This window comes from Pseudomonas sp. AC252 (assembly GCF_979258105.1).
The window spans coordinates 335,765-362,754 of the sequence record NZ_OZ409837.1; the positions used below are offsets into that span (position 1 = coordinate 335,765).

The window sequence follows — 26,990 nt, forward strand, 5'->3', positions numbered from 1 at the left end:
ACTTGGGCAACGGCTCAGCCGCAGCTGGGCTCATTCTTTTCCTGGCGTTTGGCTTCACCCCAAAGGGCGTCCAACTCTTCGAGGGTGCAATCTTCCATGGGACGGTGGGTGTCGCGCAATGCCTGTTCGATAAAACGGAAACGTCTTTCAAACTTGCCATTGGCGCCGCGCAAGGCGGTTTCCGGATCGACCTTCAGATGCCGGGCCAGATTGACCACGGAAAACAGCAGGTCGCCGATCTCGTCGGCCACGGCTACCGGGTCATTTTCCGACATCGCCTCGAGCACTTCATCGAGCTCTTCGCGCACCTTGTCGAGCACTGGCAAAGCGTCCGGCCAGTCGAAACCGACCTGCCCGGCGCGCTTCTGCAACTTGGCTGAGCGCGACAGTGCCGGCAACGTGGCCGGCACGTCGTCGAGCAAGGACAACTGCTCGGGCGCCGAGGCTTTCTCGGCGCGCTCTTCGGCCTTGATTTCTTCCCAGCGCTGCTTGACCTGCTCTTCGCTCAAGCGCGGCACGTCGAGCGGCGCGTAGAGATCGCCAGTGGGGAATACGTGGGGATGACGGCGGATCAGTTTGCGCGTGATGCTGTCGATCACCCCGGCGAATTCGAACCGCCCTTCTTCCTTGGCCAACTGGCTGTAATACACCACCTGAAACAGCAGATCGCCTAACTCGCCCTGCAAATGGTCGAGATCGCCACGCTCGATGGCATCCGCCACTTCATAGGCTTCTTCGAGAGTGTGCGGGACGATGGTCGCATAGGTTTGCTTGATGTCCCAAGGACAGCCGAACTGCGGATCACGCAGACGGGACATCAGGTGGAGCAGGTCTTCGAGTGAATACATCATCTATCTGTCTCACCAAAAAATCCTGTGGGAGCTGGCTTGCCAGCGATTGCATCACCTCGACTCTCCTGAGAGACCGAGTTGTCTGCATCGCTGGCAAGCCAGCTCCCACATGGGATCAGAGTCATCTTCACGGGGTACGGTTACGCCGCGTTTCGATGATGTTCGGCAATTGCGAAATCCGCCCCAGCAGCCGCCCGAGCGCATCCAGACCGGGGATCTCGATGGTCAGCGACATCAGCGCAGTGTTGTCTTCCTTGTTCGAGCGGGTGTTGACCGCCAGCACGTTGATGCGCTCGTTGAGCAGCACCTGCGAGACGTCACGCAGCAGCCCGGAACGATCGTAGGCGCGGATGATGATGTCCACCGGATAGGTGAGCACCGGCACCGGCCCCCAGCTGACCTGAATGATCCGCTCCGGCTCGCGCCCGCCGAGTTGCAGTACCGAGGCGCAGTCCTGACGGTGAATGCTCACGCCACGGCCCTGGGTGATGTAACCGACGATCGCATCGCCCGGCAGCGGCTGGCAGCAGCCGGCCATCTGCGTCATCAGGTTGCCGACGCCCTGGATCTGAATATCGCCGCGCTTGCCCGGTTTGTAACCGGTGGCCTTGCGCGGGATCAGTTCCAGTTGCTCGTTGCCGCGCTCCGGTTCGACCAGTTGCTGCGCAAGGTTGACCAGATGCGCCTGACGCAGGTCGCCGGCGCCGAGGGCAGCGAACATGTCTTCGGCGGTTTTCATGTTGGCCTTTTCGGCCAGCTTGTCGAAATCCACCGCGGGCAGCCCGAGGCGAGTGAGTTCGCGCTCGATCAGGGTTTTACCGGCCGCAACGTTCTGATCACGAGCCTGCAACTTGAACCAGTGAACGATCTTCGCCCGCGCTCGCGAGGTGGTCACGTAACCGAGGTTCGGGTTCAGCCAGTCGCGGCTCGGCGTGCCGTGCTTGCTGGTGATGATCTCGACCTGCTCGCCGGTCTGCAGGCTGTAGTTCAGCGGCACGATACGGCCGTTGATCTTCGCGCCCCGGCAGTTGTGGCCGATTTCGGTGTGCACGCGATAGGCAAAATCCAGCGGCGTCGCGCCTTTCGGCAAGTCGATGGCGTGACCGTCGGGAGTGAAGATGTAGACCCGGTCGGGCTCGATGTCGACGCGCAGTTGTTCGGCCAGACCGCCGATATCACCGAGCTCTTCGTGCCATTCGAGGACCTGACGCAGCCAGGAAATTTTCTCTTCGTAATGGTTCGAGCCGGATTTGACGTCGGTGCCCTTGTAGCGCCAATGCGCGCAGACGCCGAGTTCGGCTTCTTCGTGCATCGAATGGGTACGGATCTGCACCTCGAGAACCTTGCCTTCCGGGCCGATCACCGCCGTGTGCAGCGAGCGGTAGCCGTTCTCTTTCGGGTTGGCGATGTAGTCGTCGAATTCTTTCGGGATGTGCCGCCACAGGGTGTGGACGATACCGAGCGCGGTGTAGCAGTCGCGCATTTCCGGCACCAATACGCGCACGGCGCGAACGTCGTAGATCTGGCTGAACTCCAGACCCTTGCGCTGCATTTTGCGCCAGATCGAGTAGATGTGTTTGGCCCGGCCGCTGATGTCGGCGTCGACGCCGGTGGCCTGCAGTTCGTCCTTGAGCTGGGTCATCACGTCGCTGATGAAACGCTCGCGATCCAGCCGCCGCTCATGCAGCAACTTGGCGATCTGCTTGTATTGATCGGGTTCGAGATAGCGGAAGGACAAGTCCTCCAGCTCCCATTTGATGTGACCGATGCCGAGGCGATGGGCCAGCGGTGCGTAGATGTCGAAGACTTCGCGAGCAACGCGGTTGCGCTTTTCATCGTCGGCGGTTTTCACGGCACGGATGGCGCAGGTGCGTTCGGCCAGTTTGATCAGCGCAACGCGCACGTCATCGACCATGGCCACAAGCATCTTGCGCAGGTTCTCGACCTGCCCTTGCGTGCCCATGACCATCGACTGCCGTGGGCTTAGGCTGGCGCTGATGGCCGCCATGCGCTGCACGCCGTCGATCAGCTTGGCCACTACCGGACCGAAGCGCTGGCCGACTGCTGCCAGTTCAATCTGGCCCTCACGCACGCCGCGATACAACACGGCGGCGACCAGCGAATCCTGATCGAGCTTGAGGTCGGCGAGGATCTCGGCGATCTCCAGGCCCGTGCTGAAACTGCCGGAGCCTTCGGCCCACAGGTTCTTCTTCGCATTGGACTGCTGTTCGGCCTCGCGGGCGAACTCGCAGGCCTCTTTCAAGGCCTCGCGATCCAGTGCCAGATCGACACTGACCGCGTGATCGAGCCAGGCCTCGAGATTGATACTGCCGTCGGTGTTGATCGGCTGGTGTGCTCTCACCTGTACCATGCTGCTTTACCTTCCCTACGACGCAGATTCAATGCGTCAAATCGCTGATCCTCAATGTCCGTTCGCGCTCGCGGGGCTCAGGCGAGCGCTGCGCGGACAGATCAGGCGGATTCAGACGAGCCGTCCTGGCTCGCTTCAAATAACGCCATGGCCTCGACATGTGCCGTCTGAGGAAACATATCGAGAATCCCGGCACGTTTTAACCGGTAGCCCTGCTTGATCAATTCCTGCGTGTCGCGCGCCAGCGTGGCCGGGTTGCACGACACATATACCAACCGCCTGGCACCCAGGGTCGCGAGCTTGCGCACCACCTCGAAAGCACCGTCACGCGGTGGGTCCAAGAGTACCGCAGAAAAGCCGTTTCCGATCCACTGGGCATCGGTCAAAGGCTGGGATAAATCGGCTTGAAAAAACTTTGTGTTATGCAAATTGTTACTGACGGCGTTGGCAGCGGCCCGCTCGACCATGGTCTGCACGCCCTCCACCGCCACCACTTCACGGACGCTTTTGGCCAGCGGTAGCGCAAAATTTCCCAACCCGCAAAACAGGTCGAGCACGCGTTCTTCAGCCGTCGGTTTCAGCCAGTCCAGCGCCTGGGCGATCATCGCTTCGTTGACCCCGGCGTTGACCTGAACGAAGTCACCCGGCCGATAAGCCAGCTCGAGATTCCACTGTTCCAGGCGATAACCGAGGCTCTGACCGGCCTCGACCGGTTGCGGTTCACCTTCGCCATGCAGCCACAATTGCGCCTCATGAAACTGGCAGAAATCCTTGAGAATCGTCAGATCCGCTTCGGACAACGGCGCCATGTGCCGCAGCAATACCGCCAGCGACGAACCACTGAACAACTCGACATGGCCCAGCGCCTGCGGTTTGCTCAGGCGCCGCAGCATCTCCGGCAAACGGGTCATGATCGGTTGCAAGGGCTGTACCAGCACCGGGCATTCGCTGATCGCGACGATGTCCTGACTGCCGGCAGCGCGAAAACCCACTTCGAGTTTCTTCGCTTTCATGTCCCAGCGCACGGCGATCCGCGCGCGCCGACGGTAACCGAATTCCGGGCCGGTCAACGGCGCTGCCCACTCTTCGGGTTCGACGCCGGCAACCCGCGACAATTGCTCGGCGAGCATGCGTTGTTTGAGGGCAAGCTGTTCGGTATGGGGCAGGTGCTGAACGCTGCAACCGCCACAGCGGCCGAAGTGCGGGCACGCGGCCGGGCGACGCAATTCGCTGGCAGTGAAGACGCGCTCGGTGCGTGCTTCGACCACTTTGCCGTGGGCGCCGAGCACCCGCGCTTCGACCTCTTCACCGGCGAGGGCGCCGAGGACGAACCAGGTTTTGCCTTCGACAAACGCGATACCGCGACCGTCATTGGCCAGGCGCTCGATACTCAAGCGCTGCTTTTTGCCGGTCGGGATCTGTGGCGCCTTGCTGCCGCCGGTGGGCTGGAAGCGCAGGCCTCTCTCGTGTTTGGCCATCAGTTCGGCGCGTCGAAAATGCCGGTCGACAGGTAACGGTCGCCACGGTCGCAGATGATCGCGACGATCACCGCGTTTTCAACTTCTTTGGACAAGCGCAGCATCGCTGCCACCGCACCGCCCGAGGACACGCCGCAGAAGATGCCTTCTTCGCGGGCCAGGCGCCGGGTGACGTCTTCGGCCTCGCTCTGCGCCATGTCGACGATGCGGTCGACGCGGTCAGCCTGATAGATCTTCGGCAGGTATTCCTGCGGCCAGCGGCGGATGCCGGGAATGGCCGAGCCTTCCATCGGTTGCAGGCCGACGATCTGTACGCTGTCGCTCTGCTCTTTGAGGTAGCGCGACACGCCCATGATGGTGCCGGTGGTGCCCATCGAACTGACGAAATGGGTGATGCTGCCCTGGGTCTGACGCCAGATTTCCGGACCGGTGGTGGTGTAATGCGCTTCGGGGTTGTCGCCATTGGCGAACTGGTCGAGCACCTTGCCACGGCCTTCGGCTTCCATACGCTGGGCCAGATCGCGGGCGCCTTCCATGCCCTCTTCCTGAGTCACCAGAATCAGCTCGGCGCCATACGCGGTCATCGCCGCTTTGCGCTCGGCGCTGGAGTTGTCCGGCATGATCAGGATCATCTTGTAACCCTTGATCGCCGCGGCCATCGCCAGCGCGATACCGGTATTGCCGGAAGTCGCCTCGATCAGCGTATCGCCGGGATTGATCTGCCCGCGCAACTCGGCGCGAGTGATCATCGACAACGCCGGGCGGTCCTTGACCGAACCCGCCGGGTTATTCCCTTCGAGCTTGAGCAAAAGAGTGTTGCTGGTGGCGCCGGGCAGGCGCTGCAAACGCACCAGCGGCGTGTTGCCGACGCAATCGGCGATGGTTGGGTACTGCAGGGTCATGGCGTATTCGCAATCCAGACGTGCGGGGGCGCCTATCATACCGGCAAACCCGCGCAGGCCATATCACGCAAAGTGCGGTGCTTATGGTTTATGGGAATAAGCAAATAAAAGTCGCGCCAGTGGTGCGACTCTTATTTGCGCAACACTCAGTTCTCGTGGTGATGCTTGGAATTCGCGAGCAGGCTCGCTCCCACAGGATTTAGTGTCAGCAGTGATGACACTATTAACGGTAGATCACACAGCCTGCGGCGAACCGAGCTCCATTGTGGGAGCGAGCCTGCTCGCGAAGGCGTCCGCATGCGCAACACCATCATCGGCCAACAAGCGCAAATTCAACCGCAACCCAGCCCCGGCATTTTCCGCCCAGAGCAACCCACCCTGCCGTTGCACCGCGTTGCGCGCAATGCTTAACCCCAGGCCAAAGCCACCATCCCCGGGTCTCGATCCGTCCAATCGAATGAACGGCGAAAAGATCCGCTGCAGATCTTCGTCAGCCACGCCGCCGCCCTGATCCTCCAGCCACAAATGCCAATACTCGCCATCGCGCCGTGCATCGAGCCGCACAATCCCGCCCTCGGGCGAGTGACGAATGGCGTTGCGCAGGATGTTTTCCAGCGCTTGCGCCAGGGCATTGAGGTTGCCGCGCACCCAGCACGATGCTTCGACCGAGCATTGCAGTTGCAGACTCGGCCAGCCGCTTTCATAACAGGCGTTGTCGGTGAGCATTTCCCACAGCGCCTGAATCTGGATCGCTTCATCCGGCAACGGCGAGCGGTCGGTGTCGAGCCAGGCCAGTTGCAGGGTGTCTTCGACCAGCCGTTGCATGCCATCGACTTCGCGGCCGATGCGCTCGCGCAATGGCGCCAGGCTCTGTTCGCTTTCGCTGGCCACGCGCAGGCGGCTCAGCGGCGTGCGCAGTTCGTGGGACAAGTCACGCAATAACTGCTGCTGCAAGGCGACTGTGGTTTGCAGGCGCTCGGACATAGAGTCGAAGGCCCGCGCCAGCTCACCGAGTTCATCCGGGCGCTGGGTGATACCGCTCGACAGGCGCACATTCAATTGATCGGCACGCCAGGCATTGGCCTGTTCGCGCAGGTTGTTCAGCGGCACCACCAACAGGCGATACAAACCGACGCAGAGCAACAGAGTGAACAACCCGGGAATTACGCCGTTGGTGATCACCCGCCAGAACACCCGGTATTTGCCTGGCACAAAACGCTCGGGCAATTCGATGACCAGAATGCCCGCCGCCGGATCCTGGGGGAACGGTAGCCGCAGCCAGGGTCGGCCCTTCTTGTGAATCGGCCAGTCGAGGCCGCGCAAAAAGGTCAGGTGCTGCACCTCCGCCGCGCTCAAGGGCTGGCTGCTCAGCGACTGCAAATCAGCGCCGATCACCCCGACCCAACTGGCCTCGCGCAATTCCATGCTCTGCAACCAGTCATCGACGCCATTGCGCCCGCCGCGCTGCCACGCCTGTTCGGCTTGCGCGGCATAACGGCTGAGGGTGCTGCGCGCGTCACTGGAGAGGAACTGGTTGCGCTCCTCCATGTAGCGACCCCACGACCAGCTCAGCCAGATCATCAGCAGACAGAACGCCACCAACAGGCACGCCAGTTTCCAGAACAGCGAATGCCGCCCCGGCAGTTCAGACAGTTTCATCGGCGGCACTCAAAACGTAGCCCTTGCCCCACACCGTGCGCACTTCGCGCTCGGTGTAACCGATGGCTTTGAGTTTGCGGCGGATCTGGCTGATGTGCATATCGAGGCTGCGATCGTGCGCCGCATAGCCGCGTTGCAATACGTGCTGATAGAGAAAGGCTTTGCTCAGCACTTCTTCATTGTTGCGGTGCAGGGTTTCCAGCAGACGGAATTCGCTGCGGGTCAGCCCGGCAGCTTGCTGGCGGAAGAACACGTCGCAGTTTTCATCGTCGAAACGCAGGGTGCCACTGACGACCGCAGGGGCGACAGCGGGCGGGCGCCGATCCAGCGCAACCCGGCGCAGAATCGCCTCGATGCGCACATGCAGCTCGGCCATGCTGAACGGCTTGGGCAAATAGTCATCGGCGCCGAGGCGGAAACCGCTGATGCGATCGGCCTCGGCACCCAGCGCCGACATCAGCAACACCGGCGTCGAATGGCTCTGCCGCAATTGCGTCAACAACTGCAGGCCATCGAGCCCCGGCAGCAGAATATCCATCAGCACCACGTCGAAAGGCTGGCGCTGGGCGATGCTCAGACCTTCCTGGCCGTTCTGGCACCAGGTCACCTGAAAACCGCTGCGGCCCAGATGCTCGTGCACATACGCGCCGAGGACCGGATCGTCTTCAATGGAAAGGATGCGTGGCTGGCCAACGGAAACAGGAGTCATGAGTATCTGCAAGTAATTCTCAGTTGGCGGATTATTCAAGATTGTCCGACAGCGGGCAACACAAGCTTGGCCTGTCGGACGAACGAGTGCGTGGGCGGCGCCTGCATTTTCCGCAAGATTGCCCGCCTGCAAATCGCTACACTGCGCCCATGTCGCGTGCCGGATGCACGCATGTGTCAACAGATCAGCGGGATGCGGGAGATAGGCGTGCTCAAGAAACTGGGAATCAAAGGTCGCGTGCTGTTGCTGACCTTGTTGCCGACCAGCCTGATGGCGCTGGTGCTGGGTGGCTATTTCACCTGGACGCAGCAGACCGACCTGCAGAGCCAATTGATGCAGCGCGGCGAAATGATCGCCGAGCAACTGGCGCCACTGGTCGCGCCGGCGATGGGCCACGGTGACGCCGACCTGCTTGAACGCATCGCCACCCAGTCCCTTGAACAACCCGACGTGCGCGCGGTGACCTTCCTCGCGGCGGACCGCTCGCCTCTGGCCCACGCCGGCCCGACCATGCTCAATCAGGCACCGAGCGGCGACAGCGCGCTACTGCAACGACGCAGCGGCAATGACGCGACGCGCTACCTGATGCCAGTGTTCGGCAAGCACCGCAACCTCGCCGGTGAAATCATTCCCGAAGAATCCGAACGGCTGCTCGGCTGGGTCGAGCTGGAGCTGTCGCACAACGGCATGTTGCTGCGCGGCTATCGCAGCCTGTTCGCCAGCCTGCTGCTGATCGCCGCCGGACTGGCCGGTGCCGCCCTACTCGCGTTGCGCATGGGCCGCACCATCAATCGTCCGCTGAGCCAGATCAAACAAGCGGTCGCCCAGCTCAAGGACGGTCATCTGGAAACCCGCTTGCCGCCCCTCGGCAGCCAGGAACTGGACGAACTGGCCTCGGGCATCAACCGCATGGCCGGCACCCTGCAGAACGCTCGCGAAGAATTGCAGCACAGCGTCGATCAGGCCACCGAAGACGTGCGGCAGAACCTGGAAACCATCGAGATCCAGAACATCGAACTGGACCTGGCGCGCAAAGAAGCGCTGGAAGCCAGCCGGATCAAATCCGAATTCCTCGCCAACATGAGCCACGAGATCCGCACGCCGCTTAATGGCATTCTCGGCTTCACTCACCTGTTGCAGAAAAGCGAATTGACCCCGCGCCAGCTCGACTATTTGGGCACCATCGAAAAGTCTGCCGACAGCCTGTTGGGAATCATTAACGAGATTCTCGACTTCTCGAAGATCGAGGCCGGCAAACTGGTGCTCGATCACATTCCGTTCAATCTCCGTGATCTGTTGCAGGACACCCTGACCATTCTCGCCCCGGCGGCGCACGCCAAGCAGCTCGAACTGGTCAGTCTGGTCTATCGCGATACGCCGCTGTCGCTGGTCGGCGATCCGCTGCGCCTGAAGCAGATCCTCACCAATCTGGTCAGCAACGCGATCAAGTTCACCCGCGAAGGCACTATCGTCGCCCGGGCGATGCTCGAAGAAGAACATGAAGACAGCGTGCAGTTGCGCATCAGCATTCAGGACACGGGCATCGGCCTGTCGAGTCAGGATGTTCGCGCGCTGTTCCAGGCCTTCAGTCAGGCCGACAATTCACTGTCACGTCAGCCCGGCGGCACCGGTCTGGGGCTGGTGATATCCAAACGACTGATAGAACAGATGGGCGGCGAGATCGGCGTCGACAGTACGCCGGGCGAAGGTTCGGAATTCTGGATCAGCCTCAGTCTGCCGAAGACTCGCGACGATGCCGAGGACCTGCCCGCGGCGCCACTGCTCGGGCGCCGCGTGGCGGTGCTGGAAAATCACGAACTGGCGCGTCAGGCCTTGCAGCATCAACTGGAAGACTGCGGCCTCGACGTCACTCCGTTCAACACCCTGGAAAGCCTGAGCAATGGCGTTACCGGCGCGCATCAGACCGATCAGGCGATTGATCTGGCGGTGATCGGCATCACCAGCAACGACATGCTCCCGGAACGCTTGAACCAGCACATCTGGGACCTCGAACACCTCGGCTGCAAAGTGCTGGTGCTGTGCCCGACCACCGAGCAGACGCTGTTCCATTTGTCGGTGCCCAACCCGCACAGCCAGCTTCAAGCCAAACCGGCGTGTACGCGCAAATTGCGCCGGGCCTTGGCCGATCTGGTCAATCCGCGCCAGACCCGCAGCGAACCGGGCGAACCGCTGTCGAGCCGTGCGCCGCGCGTGCTGTGTGTCGACGACAACCCGGCCAATCTGTTGCTGGTGCAAACCCTGCTCGAAGACATGGGCGCCCGCGTACTTGCAGTCGAAAGCGGTTACGCGGCAGTCAAAGCGGTGCAGAGCGAATCTTTCGATCTGGTGTTGATGGACGTGCAGATGCCGGGCATGGACGGTCGCCAGACCACCGAAACCATTCGCCAGTGGGAAAGCGAGCGGCATTGTACGCCGCTGCCGATCGTCGCCCTCACTGCCCACGCCATGGCCAACGAAAAACGCGCGCTGCTGCAAAGCGGCATGGACGACTACCTGACCAAACCGATCAGCGAGCGGCAACTGGCACAAGTGGTGTTGAAGTGGACCGGGCTAGCCCTGCGCAATCAGGCGCCGGAGCGCAGCGGCGACAGCGCGGCGAGTCAGCAGGAACTGCCAGTGCTTGATCACGAGGAAGGCTTGCGCCTGGCGGCGGGCAAGGCCGATCTGGCGGCGGACATGCTGGCCATGCTGCTGGCGTCGCTGGAAGCCGACCGCGAAGCGATTCGCGCCGCACGTGACAGTCACGACCAGAATGCTCTGCTCGAACGCGTGCACAGGTTGCACGGCGCGACCCGTTATTGCGGCGTGCCGCAACTGCGCGCTGCTTGCCAGCGCAGCGAAACCCTGCTCAAGCAGGACGATCCGAAAGCCGCTGCCGCGCTGGACGAACTGGAGCGCTCGATCAACCGACTTGCGGCGCAGGCGCGCATCAGCGTCTGATCCACGGCAAGGCGCGACGCGCGCAAAGCGCTACAGTTGTCGCGGGCCATTGCGGCCCGCGTCGATGTTCCAGGAGGATTCATGCGCACGATCATTTTCAGCAGCCAGACCTACGACCGCGACAGCTTCCTCGCCGCCGACTGCCCGGCCGGGCTCGACCTGCACTTTCAAACGGCGCGGCTGAGCCTCGATACGGCGGCGTTGGCCGAACAGCACGAAGTGGTCTGCGCGTTCATCAACGACGACCTCAGCGCCCCGGTGCTGGAACGCCTTGCTGCTGGTGGCACGCGGCTGATTGCCTTGCGTTCGGCGGGTTACAACCATGTCGACCTGCCGGCGACGAAACGCCTCGGCCTGGCCGTGGTGCGTGTGCCGGCCTACTCGCCGCACGCCGTGGCCGAACATGCGGTGGCGCTGATCCTCGCCCTCAATCGTCGCTTGCACCGCGCCTACAACCGCACCCGCGAAGGCGATTTCAGCCTGCATGGCCTGACCGGTTTCGACCTGGTTGGCAAGACCGTCGGCATCGTCGGCACCGGGCAGATCGGCGCAACGTTCGCAAAAATCATGCATGGCTTCGGCTGTGATTTGCTGGCTTACGATCCGTATCCCAATCCCGACGTGCTGGCGTTGGGCGCACGTTACCTGAGCCTGCCGGAGTTGCTCGCAGAGTCGCGGATCATCAGCCTGCATTGCCCGCTCAACGAGCAAAGCAAACACCTGATCAATCGCCAGTCATTGGCGCGCATGCAACCGGGGGCGATGCTGATCAATACCGGGCGCGGTGGTCTGGTGGACACGCCGGCACTGATCGACGCGCTGAAGGACGGCCAACTCGGGTATCTGGGGCTGGATGTTTATGAGGAAGAAGCCCAGCTGTTTTTCGAGGACCGCTCCGACCTGCCGTTGCAGGACGATGTGCTGGCGCGGCTGCTGACGTTTCCCAACGTGATCATCACCGCGCATCAGGCGTTCCTGACGCGCGAGGCGCTGGGCGCGATTGCCGCGACCACCCTGCACAACATCGCGACCTGGGCGGCGGGGGCGCCGCAGAACCTGGTCGAGGGTTGAATCGTTCTACTTGGGCAACAAAGACGCCAGGATCAGCAAGCCCAGCCAGCCGAAACCGAGCAGGCGCTGCTTGCTGGAGTGGCCATTGCGCAGCAGGAACCAGACAAAAAACGCTGGTAACAGAAACACCATGATTTTCAGCCAGCCTTCCACCGGACGGCTGCCATCGGCGTTCAGCGGTTGTTGTGCCTGGCGTGCCTGTTCCGCCGCCTGCTGACGACGGCGACGCCCTGCTGCCGCTGGCATCACTTTGGGCAGCGGCTCGGCCACTGGTGGCGCAACCGCCTCGGGCACAGCCTTGTTGCGAGGCAAGCTGCCGAAGGAAATCGTCGAGGTCTGCGCCGCTGCCGCAGTGGATTGCGCCTGCATGGCGGCGTGTTCGGCCATCGGCGCGCCGCAGTGAATGCACACCAGCGCTTCGGAACTGATGCTCCGTTTGCATTCATAACATTCGATCAGCGCCATGTTCCGTTCCTTCAGATTCGGGGGCCGGCAGTTTGCCATGACTGTCGGCGCATTTGAACCGGATCGAAGGTCGCACGCGCGCATCATTCTGCAATCGAGCCCGTGCTAGCATGTCGCGCATATTTGGAGGACCCATGGTCGAACACGATTTCCGCTACACCCTGATGAACCCGCAACACACCCTCACCGAATGCCGCGCCCTCGTTCCGGGCCGCTATCAGGTGACCGGCAACGGTGGCTCGATCCGTATTGGCGATGCCCTGCTGGTCACGCTCAAAGGCAGCAAGGATTTGTCCATGCGCCTGACCGTCGACACCGTCCGCCACCTGATCAATCCGCCAGGCCAATGGACCGCAATGACCACTGGCCCGGTGTTTGGCGAACTGGCGATTCACACCTGGCAGGTCAACTGCGACAGCTGCGCGAAAGAGCTGAGCTTTGAATTTGCCGTGGACGCCAAGCTGGGCAAGACCGCCGAGAAACCCGCCGCCACCGCGCGCATCGCCGAGCTCGGCTGGAAAGCCGTGGGCGACAAGCACCTGTGCCCGAAATGCCAGGAGCCTGCGTGATGAAACGGCTTGCCCTGACCGCACTGATCGGTGTCGGCCTGGTTGGTTGTGCCGCAGAGCCGGTGCAACTGCAGCACAACCGCAGCTACATCCTGGAATGGATCGGCGAGCGGCCACTGATGGATTACAGCCATCTGACCGTGACCCTCGGCGATGACGGCCGTGCTTATGGCAACGGTGGCTGCAACCATTGGTTCGCGCCTTATACGCAGGACGGCGACAAGCTGACCTTTGGCAAGATCGGCAAGACCCGCAAACTCTGCGCCCCGGCGCTGATGGAGCAGGAACAACGCTTTTTGCAGGCGCTGGAGAAAGTCGAGCGCTGGGACATTTCGCCGATCGAGCAGATACGCTTCTGGCCGGCTGAAGGCAAACCGTTGCGCTGGTGGCTGGAAGAGGGCTGAGCCCCTTCTGTGCCCGCAGGGGACCTGTGGCGAGGGGATTCATCCCCGTTGGGCTGCGTAGCAGCCCTGAGTTTGCAGTTCGCCTGGAACTGCGCATGGGGCAGCTTCGCGACCCAACGGGGATGAATCCCCTCGCCACAGGTTACTTGTTCCGCAACGCCTCCAGCTTCGCCATGACCCCTGCCGCCGTCTGCTCGCCCAGCAATTGTTCACGCACCTTGCCCTTGTCATCGATGATGAACGTCACCGGCAGCGCTTCACTGCGCGGCAGGTCGAACAGCTCGGCCGGATCCTGCGCCAGCACGGTGAACTTGATGCCGAGTTTTTCACTCGCCTCTTTCAATTCCGCGCCCTGCACGTTGTCGAAGTTGACCCCGAACACCCCGACATTCTTGCTCTTGAGCTCATCAGCCAAATGATTCAGCTCAGGAATTTCCGTGCGGCACGGGCCACACCACTCGGCCCAGTAATTGAGCACCACCCATTGTTTGTCCAGACGTTCGGACGCAACCTTCTGGCCGTTCTGGTCGATGCCGTAATCATTGCCGCAGCCCCCCAGCATCAACGCCCCGAGAATCGTCAATGCCGCTGCCAATCGCCGTGTCATGTCGTGTTCCTTGTGAAAATTCGAAAGCGCCTGCGACCCATCGCCTCTGACGGTTCTGGATTGCGCGCCGCACAGTTAGAATAGCCGCCACTTTACGCCAGAAGCGACCCGCCATGACCGATCTGACGCTTTATCACAATCCGCGCTGCTCGAAATCCCGCGGCGCGCTGGAACTGCTCGAAGCCCGCGGCTTGACTCCGACTGTCGTGCGCTACCTGGAAACGCCGCTGAGCGCCGCGCAGATCAAGGCCTTGCTCGGCAAACTCGGGATCAGTGCGCGGCAGTTGTTGCGCAGCGGTGAAGATGAATACAAGACCCTGAACCTGGCGGACGCCAGCCTCAGCGAACAGCACCTGATCGACGCCATCGCTGCGCACCCGAAACTCATGGAGCGGCCGATTCTCGAAGTCGGTGACAAGGCCGTCATCGGTCGCCCGCCGGAAAACGTGCTGGAGTTGTTGCCATGAGCACGCCGTACATTCTGGTTCTCTATTACAGCCGCAACGGTTCGACCAACGAGATGGCCCGGCAGATCGCCCGTGGCATCGAGCAGGCCGGAATGGAAGCGCGTTTGCGCACAGTGCCGGCGATTTCCACCGAATGCGAAGCGGTGGCGACGGAGATTCCCGATGAGGGCGCGCTCTACGCCAGCCTCGATGATCTGAAGAACTGCGCCGGCCTCGCCTTGGGCAGCCCGACACGTTTCGGCAATATGGCCGCGCCGCTCAAGTACTTTCTCGACGGCACCAGCAACCTCTGGCTGACTGGCGCGCTGGTCGGCAAACCGGCCGGCGTGTTTACCTCCACCGCCAGCCTGCACGGCGGTCAGGAAACCACGCTGCTGTCGATGATGTTGCCGCTGTTGCATCACGGCATGTTGATCACCGGCCTGCCCTACAGCGAATCGGCCCTGCTCGAAACCGAAGGTGGCGGCACGCCTTACGGCGCCAGCCATCACGCCGGTGCCGATGGCAAGAGTGGCCTGGATCAACACGAAGTGGCGCTGTGTCGAGCGCTCGGTCTGCGTCTGGCGAAAACCGCGCAGAAACTGGTGAGCTGATGGCGAAGAAGCCGAAAGTCCTGCCCTCGGTGGCGTGGCTTGAGCCACGGGTCAAGGCGATGCGCGTGCTCAGCCTGCTGAGCTTTTTCGCCCTCGCCGGGTTGCTGGCGGCTTATTACCTGCTGTTCGCCGATCTGCATGGCGCGCGGCCGTGGGTGATTCTGCTGGTCGAGCTGATCCCGTGGCTGGTCCTCGCCCCGGCGATGATCACGGGCAGCGCCCGTGGTCATTCGTGGATGTGTTTTGTGGTGAACCTGTATTTCATCAAAGGCGCACTGGCGGCGTACGATCCCAACCGGCAGCTGTTCGGCCTGCTGGAAATGGCCGCGAGCCTGGCGGTGTTCTGCTCGGCGCTGCTGTATGTGCGCTGGCGCTATCAGTTGAATCGCAAATTGGCGGGCGAAGGCGAGATCAGCGTCGCCTGACCAACCGCTTTCGCGAGCAGGCTCGCTCCCACATGATCGTTCCCACGCTCCGCGTGGGAATGCATCCCGTGACGCTCTGCGTCATAGTGGACGCGGAGCGTCCATGGCGGCATTCCCACGCGGAGCATGGGAACGATCGGATTGACTCAATGGTTCACGGTATAGGCGAGCATCATCGAAATCTGGCTCATCGGCCGGCCGCCGCTCTGTTCGTGCCACTGGTTGAAGGCGTTCTGCACCGTTGCCAGATCACGCTGGCTGGTCGGCCCTTTGTCGACGATCTTCTGCGCATTCAGCGCCGCGACCACGTCGTAGCTGGGCACGAACGTGTCCTTGCCGACCATGCGCAAAAAGCGTGGCGCCGACAGCCCGCCGAGTTGGTGGCCGTGCTTTTTCAGGTAGGTCCACAGGCCGACGATATCGGTCACCGGCCAGTCGGCGATCAGCGCGCCAAAGCTGCCCTTGTCCTTTTCCACATCAAGAATGAACTGCGCATTGCGCGGCACGCTTTTCAGCTTGCCGAGGTGGCGGATGATCCGCGCGTCCTGCATCAGCCGCTCCAGGTGCTCGGCGCTCATCAGCACGACTTTTTCCGGATCGAACTTGAAGAACACTTCTTCGAACGCCGGCCACTTGGCGTCGACCAGGCTGTGCTTGAGCCCGGCGCGAAAAACCCGCAGGGCCATGGTCGAGAGGTACCGGTCGTCGCGGATCTTGCGCAGTTGAGCGGGGGTCTTGGGAACGGGCAGATGGGCTTCCAGTTCAGCCGCCGAACCAAAACGGTTCAGACAGTATTCGTGCAGCCACTTGTAATCGCGCATGCCCTCTCCTGAGGTTTGGAAATGAATAACACCTGCAGAAGCAGACCCCTGTGGCGAGGGGATTCATCCCCGCTGGGCTGCGCAGCAGACCCCGAGATTTTGGGGCCGCTTCGCGCCCCAGCGGGGATGAATCCCCTCGCCACAGGGCTCGCTTCTACAGGTTGTGTTTACAGATTGACGACATTGACGAAACGCGAAGCCGCGGTTTCGTCGATCTTCAGGCTGGTGAAGTCGAACAGATTGCGGTCGGCCAGTTGCGATGGCACCACATTTTGCAGGCTGCGGAAAATCGATTCGGTACGGCCCGGGGTCTTGCGGTCCCAGTCCTGGAGCATTTCCTTGACCACCTGGCGCTGCAGGTTTTCCTGCGAGCCGCAGAGGTTGCACGGGATGATCGGGAATTGCTTGAAGTCCGAGTAGGCCTGAATGTCCTTCTCGTTGCAGTACGCCAGCGGACGAATCACCACGTTGCGGCCATCGTCGGCGCGCAGTTTCGGCGGCATCGCTTTCAGGGTGCCGTTGAAGAACATGTTGAGGAAGAACGTTTCGACGATGTCGTCGCGGTGGTGACCGAGGGCCATTTTCGTCGCGCCGATTTCGTCAGCGAAGGTGTACAGCGTGCCGCGACGCAGGCGCGAGCACAGCGAGCAGGTGGTCTTGCCTTCCGGCACCAGTTCCTTGACCACCGAGTAAGTGTCCTTCTCGACGATGTGATACTCGATGCCCAGTTCTTTCAGGTAGGCCGGCAGCACGTGCTCGGGAAAGCCCGGCTGTTTCTGGTCCATGTTCACCGCAACGATGTCGAACTTGATCGGTGCAACCTTCTGCAGGTGCATCAGCACGTCGAGCATGGTGTAGCTGTCCTTGCCCCCGGACAGGCAGACCATGACCTTGTCGCCGTCTTCGATCATGTTGAAATCGGCGACCGCTTCGCCGGCCAGGCGGCGCAGGCGCTTTTGCAGTTTGTTCTGGTTGACCGTAAGAGTGCCCATGACGCGAAATCCGTGAGGTGTGACGAAAGGCCGGCATTTTACGCAAAAACCCCAGTAGCGCGAAGCATCTGTGGCGAGGGGATTTATCCCCGCTGGGTTGCGAAGCAGCCCTGAAACCCGAGAACTCGTATCGCCTGACCCTGCTCGGTGAATGGCTTGGCGACTGCTGCGCAGCCGAACGGGGATGAATCCCCTCGCCACAAAAGTGTTTCGACCTCAAAAATGCCTTCCCCGCAAGACCCCGAGGCGATTACCTGCAATGTTTACAGCGCGATTTGCTCTAAGCCCGGCATACCGGTGCGCTGGAGTCCTTCCTATACTGCGACATAAGGTCGCACACGTCTTTAGACCTGTATTTGCTCGGCCCTTGGCCCGTAGGCGCTCCGTTGGGGGGCGATGGCAATGACAAGAGGAGTGAATGGCATGATCCATCACGTAGTGGGACTGTTTACCCACCCCGATCAGGAATGGAAAGAGATCCGTGGCGACCAAGAGGAAAGCATCAGCCACATGTACTTGACGCACACGCTGATCCTGGCGGCGATCCCTGCGGTCTCGGCGTTCATCGGCACGACCCAGGTGGGCTGGGTGATCGGCAATCGCGCGCCGGTGATGCTCACGTTCGAAAGCGCCTTGTGGATGACCATCATGTCGTACCTGGCCATGCTCGGCGGGGTCGCGGTGATGGGCGCCTTCGTGCACTGGATGGCGCGCACCTACGACGCCAACCCGAGCCTGGCCCGTTGCGTGGCGTTTGCCACTTACACCGCAACACCGTTATTCGTGGGTGGACTGGCCGCTTTGTATCCGCACATGTGGCTGGGGATGATCGTCGGCACGGCGGCCATCTGCTACACGGTGTATCTGTTGTATGTCGGCCTGCCGACGTTCATGAACATTCCTTCGGATGAAGGTTTCCTGTTTTCCAGCTCAGTGCTTGCCGTCGGCCTGGTGGTGCTGGTGGCGATCATGGCATTCACCGTGATTGTCTGGGGCCTGGGTGTCGGCCCGGTCTATACCAACTGACCTGTTTCCTCCCTGAGAAAAACAACATCTGCCAATACAGGCCGCCGCAAGGCGGCCTTCTCGTTGGGCGACGACCATTCGGCAGGTCGGCGATTCGCAAGTCGCCGGGGTTGCGGCATACTCGGCGTCTCTGGAGATCCATCAAGCATGCCCGAGCAACTCAATACCCGCGTCGAAGATTGTTACCAACTCGCTGAATCCTTTTTCAAACGCTCCTTCAAACGCCCGGTCGTCAGCCTCAAGCTGCGCGGGCAGAAAGCCGGTGTCGCGCATCTGCACGAGAACCTGCTGCGCTTCAACCCACAGCTGTACCGGGAAAACACCGAGCACTTCCTCAAGCAGACCGTGGCCCACGAAGTTGCGCACCTGATCGCGCATCAACTGTTCGGCGACCGCATCCAGCCCCATGGCGAGGAGTGGCAACTGATCATGCGTGGCGTCTACGAATTGCCGCCGGACCGCTGCCACACCTATGAAATCAAGCGACGCAGCGTGACCCGCTATATCTACAAATGCCCGTGTCCCGACAGTGATTTCCCGTTTACCGCCCAGCGCCATGGCCTGGTGCGGCAAGGGCGGCGGTATCTGTGCCGGCGCTGCCGCAGTACGCTGGTGTTCAGTGGTGAAATGCGGGTGGAATGACAGTTTTGTAGAGTATCGGCGGGCCCCTTCGCGAGCAGGCTCGCTCCCACAGGGGAATGCATTTCAATGTGGGAGCGAGCCTGCTCGCGAAGGCGGCGCCAGGGCGCTACAAAATCACCCTGGCGGAACGCAGCTCAGCGATCTTCGAAGCACTCAACCCCAACTCCCCCAACACCTCATCCGTATGCTGCCCCAACCCGGCGCCAACATGCCTTGGCGCCGGCAACGCCTCGGAGAATTTCAACGGACACGCCATCTGCGCCTGCGTCGTGCCATCGCCGCGCGGCACTTGTGTCATCAACTCCCGCGCCTGTAGCTGCGGATGGCGCAGCGCCTCGCCCAGACTCAATACCGGCTCGACACAGGCATCGACCCCGGCGAACAACTCACACAGTTCTGCAAAATCATGCCGTTCGAATTCGATGCGCAACGCCTCTTTCAAGGCCTGTTGCTGCTCAGGCCTGGGCGACAATCCTTGCGCCGCCAGTTCCGGCCGGCCCAGCGCCGTGCACAGTTGCTGCATGAACGCCGGTTCCAGACTGCCCACCGACATCCAGCGCCCATCCCGGGTGCGGTAATAATCGTAGAAGCTGCCGCCATTGAGCATCTGGTCTTCCCAACCCGGTTCCGCGCCACAGGCCAGATATCCCGCGCCGGCCATGGCGTTCAGGCTGAACGCGCAATCGGTCATGCTCACATCCAGATGGGTGCCCTGCCCGGTTTGCTGACGGGCAATCACCGCTGCCAGCAGGCCGATCACGCCGTGTAGTGAGCCGCCCGCCACGTCCGCCACCTGCATGCCCAGCGGCAACGGCCCGCTGTCGGCGCGTCCGGTGTAGCTGGCGAGTCCCGCCAGGGCCAGATAGTTGATGTCATGCCCGGCGCGCTCCTTGTACGGCCCGGTCTGGCCGTAACCGCTGATCGACACATAAATCAGCTTTGGGTTGATCGCCTTCAATGCCTCATAACCCAGGCCCAGACGCTCCATCACCCCGGGGCGAAACTGCTCGAGGACGATGTCGTATTCACCCAGCAGTTGCTTGATGATCTGCAGCGCTTCGGGCTGTTTCAGATCCAGCGCCAGACTGCGCTTGTTGCGGTTCAGATAAGCGTGGCTGGCCGATACCCCGCCATCATGCGGCGGCAGCACTCGCAGCAGGTCCATACGGGTCGGCGATTCGATGCGCAGCACCTCGGCGCCCATGTCTGCCAGCAGCAACGAGGCGAACGGCCCCGGCAGCAAGGTCGAGAAATCGAGAATCTTCAGTGAGGCCAGCGGTGCGGACATGGGCAAACTCCTTGGGCGATGCACTCAGCCTAGGCAGCCATTGTCGATGCGGCAATCACCGCAAATGTCAGCAGGTGTGACCGTTGCGCTCAAATCCCGGGCAAGAAAAACCCGCCGAAGCGGGTTTTCTCTACAAGCGATGCTTACTTCACATTGCTCGGGGTTGGGCCTTCAGCGACACCCAGGTCGTCTTCTTCACGCTCGTCGGAGATGCCGCGACCGCCGGAAGCCAGCTCGGCTTGCAGTTGATCGGTGTCCAGCTCCTTGACCCACTTGGCCACAACGATGGTCGCAACAGCGTTACCGACCAGGTTGGTCAGTGCGCGGGCTTCGGACATGAAGCGGTCAATACCGAGGATCAGCGCCAGACCGGCCACCGGCAGGTGACCTACCGCCGACAGTGTCGCGGCCAGCACGATGAAGCCCGAACCGGTCACACCCGCCGCGCCTTTGGAGGACAGCAGCAGTACCAGCAGCAGAGTGATCTGGTGGGTGATGTCCATGTGCGTGTCAGTCGCCTGGGCGATGAACACGGCGGCCATGGTCAGGTAGATCGAAGTACCGTCGAGGTTGAACGAGTAACCGGTCGGGATCACCAGACCAACTACCGATTTCTTCGCGCCCAGACGCTCCATCTTGATCAGCATGCGTGGCAGTGCCGATTCCGACGAGGACGTACCCAGTACGATCAACAGTTCTTCACGGATGTAACGCACCAGCTTGAACACGCTGAAACCGTGAGCCCGGCAGATCGCACCCAGCACCAGCACGACGAACAGTACGCAGGTGATGTAGAAGCAGATCATCAACTGGCCCAGTTGCACCAGCGAGCCGACACCGTAGGCACCGATGGTGAACGCCATGGCACCGAACGCACCCAGTGGCGCCAGTTTCATGATCATGTTGATGATGTTGAACATCACGTGGGCGAAGCGATCGATCATGTCCAGCAGCGGACGACCGTACGAGCCGAGGCGATGCAGGGCGTAGCCGAAGATCACCGAGAACATCAGCACTTGCAGGATGTCACCGGTGGCGAACGCGCCGACGATGGTGTTCGGGATCACATTGAGGAGGAAACCGACAATGCTCTGGTCTTTACTGGCCGTCACGTAGGTGGCGATTTTCGAGGCGTCGAGGGTGGTGACGTCGATGTGCATGCCGGCGCCCGGTTGCACAACGTTGACCACGACCAGACCGATCAGCAGGGCAATGGTCGAAACGATTTCGAAGTACAGCAGCGCGTAGCCGCCGGTCTTGCCTACCGATTTCATGTTCTGCATGCCGGCGATGCCGCTGACAACAGTACAGAAGATGATCGGGGCGATGACCATTTTGATCAGCTTGATGAAGCCGTCGCCCAGTGGCTTGAGGGCCACACCGGTCTGCGGATAGAAGTGACCGAGCAGGATGCCGATGGCGATGGCAACGATCACCTGGAAATACAGGGATTTGTACAGTGGCTGACGAGTCGTCATTGCAGGTTTCCTCAAGCGTCCAGCGGCAACATCCATCTGTCGAGCGCCGAACCTTAATTGCGAACCCTCCTGCACTGGAGGGATTTGTTGTTGGAACGGCATCCTCCCGGGAGGAAAAAATGCACGCTTCTGTCGCTTGTATCGCAAACGTCGTGCCAGATTGGTGCGAATGGCAGCAAGCCTTTTGATATCAGGGCCTGCGGGATTTTCCTGTCACCAATCAGTGACTTGAGGCATGGCGGATTTCCGCCAACTGAGCGTCCAGCGTCCTGCAATTTGGCGGAAATCCGCCTTGTGACGTTGCCGGCCCGCCATTACGATCGGTGCCTGAACAAGGATTGCCGCTTATGCGCGAACGCACCATCGCCAGCCATTTCGCCCGTGCCGCTCTTGGCGGCGCACGCCGGCGCGGCCTGGATTATTCAGGCCTGTTACAGCAACTGGGGATCAGCCCGGAGTTGCTCGACGAGCCCCGCGCGCGGATTGCCCCTGAGCAGTTCACCCGGCTGATTCAAGGGCTGTGGCTGGCGCTGGACGACGAATACCTGGGTTTCGGTAACGCCCCGAGCAAGCCCGGCAGCTTCGCCATGATGTGCCACGCCTCGATTCACTGCCGCAACTTGGAGAAGGCTCTGCAACGCGGTTTGCTGTTTTATAGCCTGTTCCCCGACGCCCCGCGCCTGGCTCTGCGCCGCGAAGACGAATGGGTGCGTTTGAGCCTCGACGATGCGCAGTGGTGGGACCCGGATCATTTTCTCAGCGAGAGTTTGTTGGTGATCTGGCATCGCCTCGGCAGTTGGCTGATCGGCCAGCGCATTCGGCTCGAGCAGGCGACTTTCAGCTATCCGCGCCCCGAGCACGGCGGCGAATACGACTTGCTGTTCCCCTGCCCGCTGACCTTTGATGCCGAGCAGAGCAGCCTGCTGTTTCACAGTCGCTACCTGGCCATGCCGCTGTTGCAGGACGAACGCACGCTCAAACATTTCCTCGAACGCTCCCCCGCCGACCTGCTCTCGCGTCCGGACGACGGCGACAGCCTGAGCAGCCGCCTGCGCCGCTTGCTCAGCCGCGACGCGGCACATTGGCCGGATCTGGAAGCCGTCGCCGCGCATTTGCATATCAGCCCGCAAACCTTGCGGCGGCATTTGCGTGAGGAAGGCACGAGTTTTCAGGAGCTCAAGGATCAGCTGCGGCGGGATATCGCCATCTATCATCTGGGCCGGGCGGATCTGTCATTGCAGCAGATTGCCGAGCAGCTCGGGTTTTCCGAGCCTTCGGCGTTTCACCGGGCATTCAAGAAATGGACGGGGCTGACACCGGGGGCTTATCGGGCGCAGGAGTTGTGAAGTCAGACGCCTTCGCGAGCAGGCTCGCTCCCACAGGGGAATGCGTTTCAAGGTGGGAGCGAGCCTGCTCGCGAAGAGGCCGGCACGGCCAACCTTCACACCGCAGGAAAATGAATCCTGAACGCCGCCCCGCCCATCGGCGAATCGCCCAAAGCCAAACGGGCGTTGTAGCTTTCGATGATGTCCTTGACCACCGCCAGCCCGATCCCCTGCCCCGGATGCTGGGCGTCCAGACGTTCGCCGCGTTCGAGAATCCGCGCACGCTGATCGAGCGGTACACCCGGCCCGTCATCTTCTACGCACAATTCGATCCCGGCCAGTGACTCGCGCACGCTGACCAGCACTTCGCCGAGGCACAGGCGATAGGCGTTTTCCAGCAAGTTGCCGAGCATTTCCAGCAAGGCGCCCTGCTCGATCGGCACGTAGCAATGTTCCGGCAGATCAAAGGTTACGCGCACGTGTTTGTCGCGGTAGACCTTGTCCAGCGTATCGCAGAGGCTTTTGAGCACCGGTTGCAGGCGCACCTGATGGCGCACCAGGCCGCTTTTGCGCAGGCTGGCCCGTTGCAGTTGGTAGCTGATCTGCTGGCTCATGCGTTCGATCTGGCTTTGCAGGACCCAAGCCTGGTCGCGGTCTTCCGGGCGCTGCGCCATGTCTTCGCTGACACCTTGCAGCACCGCCAAGGGGGTTTTCAGGCTGTGGGCGAGGTCGTCGAGGGAGTCGCGGTAGCGGCTGCGCTGCTGGCGTTCGCTGAGCAGCAGGCGGTTGAGCGAGCCGGTCAGGCGCAGCAGTTCACGCGGGTGTTTTTCCGTGAGGCTTTCGCGAGTGCCGCCTTCGATTTCGTCGAGTTCCTGGCTCAAGCGGCGCAAGGCCTTGAGGCCCCAGGTCAGGCCGATCCATAGCAGCGCCAGCAAAACCAGCAATGCCGCGCCGAAGCCCAGATAGAGGTTTTCGCGCAGGCCTTCGAGAGTGGTTTCGTATTCGCGCACCGGTTGCAGGGCGACGATGCTGAACGCTGCGCTTTTGCCGCCGAGCAATTTGACTTCGACGTCGTAGACGAAGAACTCCTGACCGCTGGCTTCCCGGATCCGCGCGAACTCGTTGCCGAGGCCGTCGTAACGCGGTTTGTAGTTGATCTGTTCTTCCTGGGTGGCTTTCGAACGCCACACCAGCTTGCCGTCGCGGTCGTAGATATAGCCGAGCAAGCGGAAATCGGTAAGGTTGAAGCGCTCATCCGGCAATTGCGAGGGCATCACCAAATGGCCGTTTTCCACCCGTGCGGCGGAGATCAATGTGGTGACGTCGGAGGCCAGACGTTGCTCGATCGAGTCCTGCAAGGCAAGGCTGAAGGCGCCCTGCATCGCCGGCAACAAGGCAAGCATGAACAACACCGCCAACGTGGTGGCGGCGAGCATCAAGCGAACGCGAAGGGAACGGATCAAGTGCAGCGCTCATTGAACAGGTAGCCGAGGCCGCGCACGGTGTCGATCGGCTTGAACCCGGCCGGGCCTTCGAGTTTGCGCCGCAGACGGCCGACCAGCACTTCGATGACATTCGGATCGCGCTCGTCATCGTCCGGATAGAGCTGCTCCATCAAGCGATCCTTGGGCACCACTTGTTGATGATGGCGCATGAGGTATTCGAGGATGCGGTACTCGTAGGCGGTCAGCGCCAGCGGCTGCTCATCAAGGCTCGCCTGTTTGCGATTGAGGTCGAGCAGCAACGGCCCGGCAACGATGGTCGACTGGGTGAAGCCGCTGGAGCGGCGCAGCAATGCGTTCAGGCGTGCATCGAGCTCTTCGAACTGGAACGGCTTGACCACGTAATCGTCGGCACCGGCGGCGAGCCCTTCGACCTTGTCCTGCCAATTGCCGCGCGCGGTGAGGATCAGGATCGGAAAGGTCTTGCCGCCCGAGCGCAACTGGCGGATCAGGTCCAGGCCGCCCATGCCCGGCAGGCCGAGATCGATCACTGCCAGATCGAAGTTGTACTGTCCGGTCTGGTACAGCGCCTCCTCGGCATTGGCCACGGACTCGACCACATGACCGCTCTCCGTCAGGCGGGTTTGCAGGTGATGACGCAACAGCGCCTCATCTTCGACGACCAACAGTTTCATGTCCTTCTCCCCATCACTTGAACACTCCAGTCACAACCTGTGGGAGCGAGCCTGCTCGCGAATGCGGTCATTCAGTCAACGATGATGTTGAATGAAACATCGCTTTCGCGAGCAGGCTCGCTCCCACACTTCAATCGGCGGCAACCGCTTAGAAATAGTAGTTGGCCGACAGGTAGGTCTGCGCGCTGCTGGTCAAGTCCAGCGAGCCCTGTTTGCTGCCGCCGCTCTCTTTCATTTCGGTGCTGGCGTTGCTGCGCAGGTAACGGTAACCGAGTTCCACCGACGTGTTCTGCGAAACCTGCTGCAACACACCGACCTGACCACCGATGGCGTAACCGATGTCGCTGTCACGGCTGAAGCCCGGCGAATCCTGCGTCAGCTTGGTCAGACCGGCGGTGGCGCCACCGAACAACTTGGTGCTGCCGCCCACCGGGTAGAACAGGTCATAGCTGCCGAGCAGATTTTCCTGGCGCAGTTTAACGCCATTGTGCGAGCCGGAAACGTTGTCGTAGGTGGCGTAATAGCGGCCCTGGCTGTTTTGCTGACCGAGGCGCATGCCGTAGGTGTTGTTGCCGTCGATGGCCCCCGTGACGTTGGGGTGGCCGAGGTTATTGTTCAGTGCGTGGGACTTGTCGATCTTGTCGCTGGTCTGGCCGAACGTCAGGCCGGCGAAGTTGCTGGTGTCGTCAGCATTGGCCGCGATGCTGGAGCCTAACAGGGTAAAAGCCAGCAGCAGTTTGTTGATACGAGTCATGGGTATTTCCTCTTTCACAGTGCTGTTTGGGTATGGCGCAAGGTTACTCAGCCGCCCCTGTACGGCCCCTGAACCGTCTCTGAACCAGACCTGAACCAGATCGACTAGGCTGTTCTGACCACTTTCAATAAGGAGACCCGACCATGCGCCTGTTCCTCGCCCTGACTTTGCTGGCGGTCAGCAGCCTCACCCAGGCTGCGATCAAGACTGCAGAAATCCCCTATCAAAGCGCCGACGGCAGCCAACTGATCGGTTACTACGCCTATGACGACGCGATCAAAGGCCCCCGCCCCGGCGTTGTCGTGGTCCACGAATGGTGGGGGTTGAACGATTACGCCAAGCGCCGCGCGCGGGATCTCGCCGAACTCGGCTACAGCGCGCTGGCCATCGACATGTACGGCGAAGGCAAGAACACCGAGCACCCGAAAGACGCCATGGCCTTCATGCAGGCAGCGACCAAGGACGCCGATGCTGCCGGTAAACGCTTCGCCGCCGGGCTCGATCTGCTGAAGAAGCAACCGCAGACCGACCCGAACAAAATCGCCGCCATCGGCTATTGCTTCGGTGGCGGCGTGGTGCTGAATGCGGCGCGTCAGGGTGTGCCGCTGGCCGGTGTGGTGAGTTTCCATGGCGCGCTGGCAACCAAGACCCCGGCGACTCCGGGCAGCGTCAAGGCGAAAATCCTCGTCGAGCACGGTGCGCTGGACAGCATGGTCACTCAGGACCACGTCACCGCGTTCAAGTCGGAGATGGACAAGGCCGGGGCGGACTACCAGTTCGTCAGTCTGGATGGCGCCAAGCATGGTTTCAGCAACCCGGATGCCGATCGCCTGAGCCATGGCGAGCATGGCGGGCCGGACATTGGTTACAACAAGGCGGCGGACGAGAAGTCGTGGGCGGATATGCAGGCGTTCTTCAAGAGGATTTTCGGTTGAGTCAGTAACGACCGAGGCGTGGCTTTCGCGAGCAGGTTCGCTCCCACACCGGGTATCTGT

At 61.5% G+C, this 26,990-nt stretch carries 26 protein-coding genes; 11 read left to right on the forward strand and 15 right to left on the reverse strand.

Features of this window, described 5'->3' with window-relative positions; translation table 11 throughout:
* Nucleotides 1-14 precede the first annotated feature (14 nt).
* From mazG to ACZZZ4_RS01620, 6 genes are all read right to left on the reverse strand, one after another.
* Nucleotides 15-848: a nucleoside triphosphate pyrophosphohydrolase gene (gene mazG / locus ACZZZ4_RS01595; protein ID WP_024013963.1), complete on the reverse strand. Its 834-nt coding sequence runs from the start codon at nt 846-848 to the stop codon at nt 15-17.
* A gap of 130 nt (nt 849-978) precedes the next feature.
* The gene (gene relA / locus ACZZZ4_RS01600; protein ID WP_129997412.1) at nt 979-3,222 is read right to left on the reverse strand and encodes a GTP diphosphokinase; all 2,244 of its coding nucleotides are present in this window, start codon (nt 3,220-3,222) and stop codon (nt 979-981) included.
* 101 nt (nt 3,223-3,323) lie between these two features.
* Nucleotides 3,324-4,700, reverse strand: a complete 1,377-nt coding sequence (rlmD, locus tag ACZZZ4_RS01605) for a 23S rRNA (uracil(1939)-C(5))-methyltransferase RlmD (protein WP_463547105.1) — start codon at nt 4,698-4,700, stop codon at nt 3,324-3,326.
* Entirely contained in the window at nt 4,700-5,602 is a 903-nt protein-coding gene (cysM, locus tag ACZZZ4_RS01610) for a cysteine synthase CysM (RefSeq protein WP_039757833.1), read from the reverse strand. The genes rlmD and cysM overlap by 1 nt, the downstream gene beginning before the upstream one ends.
* 234 nt (nt 5,603-5,836) lie before the next feature.
* Nucleotides 5,837-7,261, reverse strand: a complete 1,425-nt coding sequence (locus ACZZZ4_RS01615; RefSeq protein WP_463547106.1) for a histidine kinase sensor domain-containing protein — start codon at nt 7,259-7,261, stop codon at nt 5,837-5,839.
* Nucleotides 7,248-7,970, reverse strand: coding sequence for a response regulator transcription factor (locus ACZZZ4_RS01620; protein ID WP_463547107.1), 723 nt, complete (start codon nt 7,968-7,970; stop codon nt 7,248-7,250). The genes ACZZZ4_RS01615 and ACZZZ4_RS01620 overlap by 14 nt, the downstream gene beginning before the upstream one ends.
* Nucleotides 7,971-8,177: 207 nt before the next feature.
* On the opposite strand from ACZZZ4_RS01620, the gene ACZZZ4_RS01625 reads away from it, so the two are divergent.
* Complete coding sequence (locus ACZZZ4_RS01625) at nt 8,178-10,931, forward strand: response regulator (RefSeq protein WP_039758470.1); 2,754 nt, start codon at nt 8,178-8,180, stop codon at nt 10,929-10,931.
* A gap of 81 nt (nt 10,932-11,012) precedes the next feature.
* Nucleotides 11,013-12,002, forward strand: coding sequence for a 2-hydroxyacid dehydrogenase (locus ACZZZ4_RS01630; RefSeq protein ID WP_463547108.1), 990 nt, complete (start codon nt 11,013-11,015; stop codon nt 12,000-12,002).
* A gap of 6 nt (nt 12,003-12,008) precedes the next feature.
* Here the strand turns inward: ACZZZ4_RS01630 and ACZZZ4_RS01635 are convergent, their stop codons facing one another.
* On the reverse strand, nt 12,009-12,467 hold the full coding sequence (locus tag ACZZZ4_RS01635) for a hypothetical protein (RefSeq protein WP_463547109.1): 459 nt from the start codon (nt 12,465-12,467) through the stop codon (nt 12,009-12,011).
* Nucleotides 12,468-12,601: 134 nt separating this feature from the next.
* Between ACZZZ4_RS01635 and ACZZZ4_RS01640 the strand changes: the two genes are divergently transcribed.
* Nucleotides 12,602-13,036 (forward strand): hypothetical protein, encoded by a 435-nt coding sequence (locus ACZZZ4_RS01640; RefSeq protein WP_039757838.1) that lies wholly within the window; start codon nt 12,602-12,604, stop codon nt 13,034-13,036.
* Entirely contained in the window at nt 13,036-13,440 is a 405-nt protein-coding gene (locus ACZZZ4_RS01645) for an META domain-containing protein (RefSeq protein ID WP_463547110.1), read from the forward strand. Before ACZZZ4_RS01640 ends, ACZZZ4_RS01645 begins: the two co-directional genes overlap by 1 nt.
* Before the next feature lie 142 nt (nt 13,441-13,582).
* On the opposite strand, the gene ACZZZ4_RS01650 is transcribed toward ACZZZ4_RS01645, so the two are convergent.
* Nucleotides 13,583-14,047, reverse strand: a complete 465-nt coding sequence (locus ACZZZ4_RS01650; protein WP_016773636.1) for a TlpA disulfide reductase family protein — start codon at nt 14,045-14,047, stop codon at nt 13,583-13,585.
* A 113-nt stretch (nt 14,048-14,160) separates the two neighbouring features.
* On the opposite strand from ACZZZ4_RS01650, the gene arsC reads away from it, so the two are divergent.
* From arsC to ACZZZ4_RS01665, 3 genes are read left to right on the forward strand one after another with little or no spacing between them, the layout of a single operon-like run.
* Entirely contained in the window at nt 14,161-14,514 is a 354-nt protein-coding gene (gene arsC / locus ACZZZ4_RS01655) for an arsenate reductase (glutaredoxin) (protein ID WP_415761774.1), read from the forward strand.
* Nucleotides 14,511-15,107 (forward strand): NAD(P)H:quinone oxidoreductase, encoded by a 597-nt coding sequence (wrbA, locus tag ACZZZ4_RS01660; protein ID WP_463547111.1) that lies wholly within the window; start codon nt 14,511-14,513, stop codon nt 15,105-15,107. Before arsC ends, wrbA begins: the two co-directional genes overlap by 4 nt.
* The gene (locus ACZZZ4_RS01665) at nt 15,107-15,532 is read left to right on the forward strand and encodes a DUF2069 domain-containing protein (protein ID WP_463547112.1); all 426 of its coding nucleotides are present in this window, start codon (nt 15,107-15,109) and stop codon (nt 15,530-15,532) included. The genes wrbA and ACZZZ4_RS01665 overlap by 1 nt, the downstream gene beginning before the upstream one ends.
* A 146-nt stretch (nt 15,533-15,678) precedes the next feature.
* Here the strand turns inward: ACZZZ4_RS01665 and ACZZZ4_RS01670 are convergent, their stop codons facing one another.
* Entirely contained in the window at nt 15,679-16,353 is a 675-nt protein-coding gene (locus ACZZZ4_RS01670; RefSeq protein WP_463547113.1) for a DNA-3-methyladenine glycosylase I, read from the reverse strand.
* Nucleotides 16,354-16,520: 167 nt separating this feature from the next.
* Nucleotides 16,521-17,345 (reverse strand): tRNA 2-thiocytidine(32) synthetase TtcA, encoded by an 825-nt coding sequence (ttcA, locus tag ACZZZ4_RS01675; protein ID WP_039757843.1) that lies wholly within the window; start codon nt 17,343-17,345, stop codon nt 16,521-16,523.
* A gap of 423 nt (nt 17,346-17,768) precedes the next feature.
* Between ttcA and ACZZZ4_RS01680 the strand changes: the two genes are divergently transcribed.
* Together ACZZZ4_RS01680 and ACZZZ4_RS01685 are read left to right on the forward strand one after the other, a co-directional pair.
* Nucleotides 17,769-18,371: a Yip1 family protein gene (locus ACZZZ4_RS01680; protein WP_016773629.1), complete on the forward strand. Its 603-nt coding sequence runs from the start codon at nt 17,769-17,771 to the stop codon at nt 18,369-18,371.
* A 147-nt stretch (nt 18,372-18,518) separates the two neighbouring features.
* Nucleotides 18,519-19,013 (forward strand): SprT family zinc-dependent metalloprotease, encoded by a 495-nt coding sequence (locus ACZZZ4_RS01685; protein WP_024013976.1) that lies wholly within the window; start codon nt 18,519-18,521, stop codon nt 19,011-19,013.
* Nucleotides 19,014-19,119: 106 nt separating this feature from the next.
* On the opposite strand, the gene ACZZZ4_RS01690 is transcribed toward ACZZZ4_RS01685, so the two are convergent.
* Together ACZZZ4_RS01690 and ACZZZ4_RS01695 are read right to left on the reverse strand one after the other, a co-directional pair.
* Nucleotides 19,120-20,301 (reverse strand): CaiB/BaiF CoA transferase family protein, encoded by a 1,182-nt coding sequence (locus ACZZZ4_RS01690; RefSeq protein WP_463547114.1) that lies wholly within the window; start codon nt 20,299-20,301, stop codon nt 19,120-19,122.
* 143 nt (nt 20,302-20,444) lie between these two features.
* Nucleotides 20,445-21,779: a dicarboxylate/amino acid:cation symporter gene (locus ACZZZ4_RS01695; protein WP_039757846.1), complete on the reverse strand. Its 1,335-nt coding sequence runs from the start codon at nt 21,777-21,779 to the stop codon at nt 20,445-20,447.
* A gap of 347 nt (nt 21,780-22,126) precedes the next feature.
* Between ACZZZ4_RS01695 and ACZZZ4_RS01700 the strand changes: the two genes are divergently transcribed.
* Nucleotides 22,127-23,125, forward strand: a complete 999-nt coding sequence (locus ACZZZ4_RS01700) for an AraC family transcriptional regulator (protein ID WP_463547115.1) — start codon at nt 22,127-22,129, stop codon at nt 23,123-23,125.
* A 95-nt stretch (nt 23,126-23,220) separates the two neighbouring features.
* On the opposite strand, the gene ACZZZ4_RS01705 is transcribed toward ACZZZ4_RS01700, so the two are convergent.
* From ACZZZ4_RS01705 to ACZZZ4_RS01715, 3 genes are all read right to left on the reverse strand, one after another.
* The gene (locus ACZZZ4_RS01705) at nt 23,221-24,567 is read right to left on the reverse strand and encodes an ATP-binding protein (protein ID WP_310405455.1); all 1,347 of its coding nucleotides are present in this window, start codon (nt 24,565-24,567) and stop codon (nt 23,221-23,223) included.
* The gene (locus ACZZZ4_RS01710) at nt 24,564-25,241 is read right to left on the reverse strand and encodes a response regulator transcription factor (protein WP_016773623.1); all 678 of its coding nucleotides are present in this window, start codon (nt 25,239-25,241) and stop codon (nt 24,564-24,566) included. Before ACZZZ4_RS01710 ends, ACZZZ4_RS01705 begins: the two co-directional genes overlap by 4 nt.
* A 148-nt stretch (nt 25,242-25,389) precedes the next feature.
* The gene (locus tag ACZZZ4_RS01715; RefSeq protein WP_463547116.1) at nt 25,390-25,995 is read right to left on the reverse strand and encodes a hypothetical protein; all 606 of its coding nucleotides are present in this window, start codon (nt 25,993-25,995) and stop codon (nt 25,390-25,392) included.
* A gap of 143 nt (nt 25,996-26,138) precedes the next feature.
* Here ACZZZ4_RS01715 and ACZZZ4_RS01720 point away from each other — a divergent pair, with 143 nt between their 5' ends.
* Complete coding sequence (locus tag ACZZZ4_RS01720; RefSeq protein ID WP_463547117.1) at nt 26,139-26,930, forward strand: dienelactone hydrolase family protein; 792 nt, start codon at nt 26,139-26,141, stop codon at nt 26,928-26,930.
* Nucleotides 26,931-26,990: the final 60 nt, after the last annotated feature.

Bases quoted from the DNA above. Each gene is read 5' to 3' on its own strand.
- mazG (WP_024013963.1), bottom strand. From the start codon at position 848: ATGTATTCACTCGAAGACCTGCTCCACCTGATGTCCCGTCTGCGTGAT.
- relA (WP_129997412.1), bottom strand. From the start codon at position 3,222: ATGGTACAGGTGAGAGCACACCAGCCGATCAACACCGACGGCAGTATC.
- rlmD (WP_463547105.1), bottom strand. From the start codon at position 4,700: ATGGCCAAACACGAGAGAGGCCTGCGCTTCCAGCCCACCGGCGGCAGC.
- cysM (WP_039757833.1), bottom strand. From the start codon at position 5,602: ATGACCCTGCAGTACCCAACCATCGCCGATTGCGTCGGCAACACGCCG.
- ACZZZ4_RS01615 (WP_463547106.1), bottom strand. From the start codon at position 7,261: ATGAAACTGTCTGAACTGCCGGGGCGGCATTCGCTGTTCTGGAAACTG.
- ACZZZ4_RS01620 (WP_463547107.1), bottom strand. From the start codon at position 7,970: ATGACTCCTGTTTCCGTTGGCCAGCCACGCATCCTTTCCATTGAAGAC.
- ACZZZ4_RS01630 (WP_463547108.1), top strand. From the start codon at position 11,013: ATGCGCACGATCATTTTCAGCAGCCAGACCTACGACCGCGACAGCTTC.
- ACZZZ4_RS01635 (WP_463547109.1), bottom strand. From the start codon at position 12,467: ATGGCGCTGATCGAATGTTATGAATGCAAACGGAGCATCAGTTCCGAA.
- ACZZZ4_RS01640 (WP_039757838.1), top strand. From the start codon at position 12,602: ATGGTCGAACACGATTTCCGCTACACCCTGATGAACCCGCAACACACC.
- ACZZZ4_RS01645 (WP_463547110.1), top strand. From the start codon at position 13,036: ATGAAACGGCTTGCCCTGACCGCACTGATCGGTGTCGGCCTGGTTGGT.
- ACZZZ4_RS01650 (WP_016773636.1), bottom strand. From the start codon at position 14,047: ATGACACGGCGATTGGCAGCGGCATTGACGATTCTCGGGGCGTTGATG.
- arsC (WP_415761774.1), top strand. From the start codon at position 14,161: ATGACCGATCTGACGCTTTATCACAATCCGCGCTGCTCGAAATCCCGC.
- wrbA (WP_463547111.1), top strand. From the start codon at position 14,511: ATGAGCACGCCGTACATTCTGGTTCTCTATTACAGCCGCAACGGTTCG.
- ACZZZ4_RS01665 (WP_463547112.1), top strand. From the start codon at position 15,107: ATGGCGAAGAAGCCGAAAGTCCTGCCCTCGGTGGCGTGGCTTGAGCCA.
- ACZZZ4_RS01670 (WP_463547113.1), bottom strand. From the start codon at position 16,353: ATGCGCGATTACAAGTGGCTGCACGAATACTGTCTGAACCGTTTTGGT.
- ttcA (WP_039757843.1), bottom strand. From the start codon at position 17,345: ATGGGCACTCTTACGGTCAACCAGAACAAACTGCAAAAGCGCCTGCGC.
- ACZZZ4_RS01680 (WP_016773629.1), top strand. From the start codon at position 17,769: ATGATCCATCACGTAGTGGGACTGTTTACCCACCCCGATCAGGAATGG.
- ACZZZ4_RS01685 (WP_024013976.1), top strand. From the start codon at position 18,519: ATGCCCGAGCAACTCAATACCCGCGTCGAAGATTGTTACCAACTCGCT.
- ACZZZ4_RS01690 (WP_463547114.1), bottom strand. From the start codon at position 20,301: ATGTCCGCACCGCTGGCCTCACTGAAGATTCTCGATTTCTCGACCTTG.
- ACZZZ4_RS01695 (WP_039757846.1), bottom strand. From the start codon at position 21,779: ATGACGACTCGTCAGCCACTGTACAAATCCCTGTATTTCCAGGTGATC.
- ACZZZ4_RS01700 (WP_463547115.1), top strand. From the start codon at position 22,127: ATGCGCGAACGCACCATCGCCAGCCATTTCGCCCGTGCCGCTCTTGGC.
- ACZZZ4_RS01710 (WP_016773623.1), bottom strand. From the start codon at position 25,241: ATGAAACTGTTGGTCGTCGAAGATGAGGCGCTGTTGCGTCATCACCTG.
- ACZZZ4_RS01715 (WP_463547116.1), bottom strand. From the start codon at position 25,995: ATGACTCGTATCAACAAACTGCTGCTGGCTTTTACCCTGTTAGGCTCC.
- ACZZZ4_RS01720 (WP_463547117.1), top strand. From the start codon at position 26,139: ATGCGCCTGTTCCTCGCCCTGACTTTGCTGGCGGTCAGCAGCCTCACC.